5 protein-coding genes are annotated in these 4,190 nt (G+C 67.1%); 3 read left to right on the top strand and 2 right to left on the bottom strand.

Annotated features, from left to right (window positions below):
- Positions 1-196 precede the first annotated feature (196 nt).
- The 3 genes from yaaA to queF are packed head-to-tail and all read left to right on the top strand — an operon-like array spanning position 197 to position 2,716.
- A complete protein-coding gene (yaaA, locus tag FFS09_RS30305; protein ID WP_137922617.1) occupies positions 197-967 on the top strand; it encodes a peroxide stress protein YaaA in 771 nt (256 codons plus the stop codon).
- Positions 968-983: 16 nt separating this feature from the next.
- Positions 984-1,865 (top strand): 2OG-Fe(II) oxygenase, encoded by an 882-nt coding sequence (locus FFS09_RS30300; RefSeq protein WP_137922616.1) that lies wholly within the window; start codon positions 984-986, stop codon positions 1,863-1,865.
- Complete coding sequence (gene queF, locus FFS09_RS30295; RefSeq protein ID WP_137922615.1) at positions 1,865-2,716, top strand: NADPH-dependent 7-cyano-7-deazaguanine reductase QueF; 852 nt, start codon at positions 1,865-1,867, stop codon at positions 2,714-2,716. Before FFS09_RS30300 ends, queF begins: the two co-directional genes overlap by 1 nt.
- A 37-nt stretch (positions 2,717-2,753) precedes the next feature.
- Here queF and FFS09_RS30290 read toward each other — a convergent pair whose 3' ends face one another.
- The gene (locus tag FFS09_RS30290) at positions 2,754-3,533 is read right to left on the bottom strand and encodes an anti-sigma factor (protein WP_137922614.1); all 780 of its coding nucleotides are present in this window, start codon (positions 3,531-3,533) and stop codon (positions 2,754-2,756) included.
- A gap of 10 nt (positions 3,534-3,543) precedes the next feature.
- On the bottom strand, positions 3,544-4,116 hold the full coding sequence (locus tag FFS09_RS30285) for an RNA polymerase sigma factor (RefSeq protein WP_137922613.1): 573 nt from the start codon (positions 4,114-4,116) through the stop codon (positions 3,544-3,546).
- Positions 4,117-4,190: the final 74 nt, after the last annotated feature.

Here is a 4,190-nt window from a genome sequence, read left to right as displayed (position 1 = left end):
GTGGGCAGGCGCTGTGATTCACCATTATGCAATGCATTTCCCTTATCGTAATCAAAAGAGCCTGCTGAGCACCCCAGTTTGCGGCTTTCCCGTGGGGGTGTCGATGCCGCCGGGCCCCGCGCACCGGTGGTCATAATCAAGGCTTTTCGCCGGAAACCCCCCTGGGTGTCCGCGCCCACCCTGCCTCCTGTCCAAGATGCTCTTTCTGATCTCGCCCGCCAAGGCCCTCGACTACGAGACCCCGCCACACGTGACCACCCACACCCAGCCGCTGTTCGTGAAGCAGTCGGCCGAACTCATCGAGGTGTTGCGCGAGAAATCGCCGCAGCAGATCGGCGAGCTCATGAAACTGTCGGACGCGCTCTCCGGTCTGAACGTCGCCCGCTACGAGGCCTGGCGCCCGAAATTCACCGCGAAGAACGCCAAGCAGGCCGTGCTCGCGTTCGACGGCGACGTGTACGGCGGCCTGGATGCCCGCAACCTGGCCGAGACCGACCTGGACTGGCTGCAGCAGCACCTGTGCATCCTGAGCGGGCTCTACGGCGTGCTGCGCCCGCTGGACCGCATGCAGCCTTACCGCCTTGAAATGGGCACGCGCCTGGAAACGTCCAAGGGCAAGAACCTCTACCAGTTCTGGGGCACGCAGGTCGCCGACTACCTCAACCAGCGCGCCAAGGCCAACCTGAGCCCGGTGGTGATCAACCTGGCGAGCGAGGAGTACTTCAAGGTGGTGGACCGCAAAGCCCTGCTGCCGCGCGTGGTCACCTGCGCGTTTGAAGAGCGCAAGGGCGATGGCTACAAGATCATCAGCTTCATGGCCAAACGTGCGCGGGGCCTGATGGTGCGCTACGCTGTCACGCACCGCGCCACCACACCCGAGCAACTCAAGGGCTTTGACCTTGAAGGCTACCGATACGTGCCCGCCGCGTCGTCGACCGACCGGTTGGTGTTCCGCCGCGAACAGTGAGGCTTCGACACACGCCATGAGCCAGAAGATCACCCCCGAACTGCGCCGCTGGATCATCGAGCAGGCCTCGGCCGGTTTTGAACCCGAGGCAGTGCTCGCGTCGATGGTGGCGTCGGGCTGGCAGGAAGCCGTGGCCGTGAACGCGCTGGAAAACACCTTGCGCGAGCACTTGCGAGACAACCCGGTGCTGGTGGCGGCCGCTCCCACCGAGCCAGCGCAGGCTGCCACAACAGGTGGCGGTGTGCCCGTGCCCGATTTCCCGCTGAGCCAGTCGCCCCGGCAACTCGACGCGGGCGACCGCATGGTCGACGTGATCGCCACGCTGAACAACCCGCGCGTGGTGGTGCTGGGCAACCTGCTGAGCGCCGAGGAGTGCGAGGCGCTGATCGAATCCGCGCGCCCGCGCCTGGCGCGCTCGCTCACCGTGGCGATCAAGACCGGCGGCGAGGAGACGAACCCCGACCGCACCAGCAGCGGCATGTTCTTCACCCGCGGCGAAACCCCCGAGGTGGCGCGCGTGGAAGCGCGCATTGCGCGGCTGCTGGACTGGCCGCTGGAAAACGGCGAAGGCTTCCAGGTGCTCAACTACGGACCGGGCGCGGAATACAAGCCGCACTACGACTACTTCGACCCCAGCGAACCGGGCACGCCCACCATCCTGCGCCGCGGCGGACAGCGCGTGGCCACCATCGTGATGTACCTCAACGAGCCCGCGCGCGGCGGTGGCACCACCTTCCCCGACGTGGGTTTTGAAGTGGCGCCGGTGCGCGGCAACGCGGTGTTCTTCAGCTACGACCGCGCCCACCCGTCCACCCGCACGCTGCATGGCGGTGCACCGGTGATCGAGGGTGAAAAATGGGTCGCGACCAAATGGTTGCGCGAAAGAGAATTTGTTTGATGAGCCAACACACCCCTGAACAATCGCAACTCGGCAAGACCTCGGCCTACGTCGACCAGTACGACGCCGCGCTTCTTTTTCCGCTGCCGCGAGAAACCAAGCGGCGCGAGATCGGTATCACCGGCAGCGTGCCCTTTCTCGGCGCGGACCTCTGGACCGCGTTCGAGCTGAGCTGGCTCAACACGCGTGGCAAGCCGGTGGTGGCGCTGGCGCACATCACCGTGCCCTGCGAGAGCACGCACATCGTCGAGAGCAAGTCGTTCAAGCTCTACCTCAACAGCTTCAACAACACCCGCTTCTCCAGCGCCGACGCGGTGCGCGATTGCATCCGCAACGATGTGAGCGCCGCCATCTGGCACGGCGGCCCGGTGCAGGCCAGCGCGGGCGTGAAGCTGTTGCTGCCCGAGCAGTTCGACCGCGAACCGGTGCACGAACTCAGCGGCCTCTCGGTCGACCGGCTCGACGTGGAATGCACGCAGTACCAGCCCGCGCCGGAGCTGCTCACCGCGGCCCTCAACGAACAACCCGTGACCGAAACGTTGATGAGCCACCTGCTCAAGAGCAACTGCCTGGTGACGGGGCAGCCCGACTGGGGCAGCGTGCAGATCAGCTACAGCGGCCCTCAGATCGACCAGGCCGGCCTGCTGCAGTACATCGTGAGTTTCCGCAACCACAACGAGTTCCACGAGCAGTGCGTCGAGCGCATCTACATGGACATCTGGCAGCGCTGCAAACCGGCCAAGCTCACGGTGTACGCGCGCTACACGCGCCGCGGCGGCCTCGACATCAACCCCTGGCGCAGCAGCCACCCGCAGTCGCCACCGGCCAACGTGCGCACCGCACGCCAATAAACCGCCCGCGCCACGGTGGCCGCGCGGCCACCGGTGTTCACAGCATCTTCTGGATCAACGCACCGTGGAACAGCACCGGCCCGGTGGGGCCGCTTTCGCTCGGCACACCGCCCTTGGGCTCCAGGCTGATCGCGAGCGCTGGCACCTCGCGCACATCACCCTCGCCCGCCGCGAGCTGCAGCAGGCGTTCGTGGCTCAGCACGCCAAGCGAACGCGGGCCACCCGAATGGGGAAGGGCCCATAGCTGCAGCGATCGGTCGGGCGCTTCCTGGAAGCCGCTCACGCGCTGCAGCGTCAGTTGCTGGCTTTTCGGGTCGAAGGTCACCAGCATGGCCGCGCTGGCCTTGTTGTCGTGCAGCACGGCCACGTAGTTGACCTGCGGCGTGGCGTCCAGCTTCGCTTGCAACTCGCCGATTTGCGCGCCCAGGTTGTCGCGCAGACCCACGGCGGTGACCACCGCCAGCACCGTGGCCAGGGCGCCGGCCGCGGTGGCGCCGCGCCACAGCGCGAGGCTGCGCAGCCAGCCGCCGCTCTTGGGTGGGACAGGCGTGGCGCGCGCGGTGGCCATGGCCTGTTGTTGCTGGTCGGCGCGCACCAGGTTTTCGATGCGCGTCCAGACCGCGGGCGCGGGCTCCGCGGGCGCTTGCAGTTCGTTCATGCTGGCTACGCGGCTTTGCCACACGAGGGCGGCGGCGCGCACGGGCGCTTGCTCGCGCGCCATGGCTTCGAAGCGGCGGCGTGCGCCACCGCGCAATGTGCCTAGCGCGTGGGCGGCGGCGAGTCGGTCGAGCAGTTCGGGGTGCTGGATGAGGTTCATGTTGAAGTCCTCACGCAAACCGTGCCATGCAGGTGCGCAACTGGTCCAGCCCGCGGCGGATCCAGGTCTTGACCGTGCCCAGCGGCAGCTTGAGCTGCTCGGCGAGTTCGCTGTGGCTCAGGTCGCGCAGGTAGGCCAGGCTCACCACTTCGCGCTGTCGGTTCTCCAGCTTCCCCAGGCACTGGTGCAGTGCCCAGGCTTGCTGGCTGGCCAGGCTCACGTCCATCGGGTTGGGCGAGTCACCGGCCATCGTGTCGGCCATCGCGTCGTCGATCTCGTCGGTGAGGTGGGCGCGTTCGGCGCTGCGCCGGCGAAGGAAATCCAGTGAACGGCTGCGCACGATCAGGCCCAGCCAGGCCATGGGCGGGCTCAGGCTGGCGCGGTAGTCGCTGGCGGCGCGCCAGATCTGCAGGAAGGTTTCCTGCAGCACGTCTTCGGCCCACTCGTGTTTGCCGACCACGCGCAGCGACAGCCCGTAGAGCTTGGACGACACTAGGTCGTAGAGGCCTTTGAGGGCCGCTTCGTCGCGCTGGGCGATGCGGTCGATCAAGGCGATGAGTGTGTCGTCGGGGTGGTCGCTCATGCGCGCATTGTGAGGCACGCGGGATGGCGGCGGCGAGCCGTCGGGCCTGCTCCACACCAGCACCGCATGGGGCG

The sequence above is a fragment of the Hydrogenophaga sp. 2FB genome (assembly GCF_005503365.1).
Taxonomy (GTDB): Bacteria; Pseudomonadota; Gammaproteobacteria; order Burkholderiales; family Burkholderiaceae_C; genus Hydrogenophaga.
This window is presented reverse-complemented; position numbering and strand designations above follow the sequence as displayed.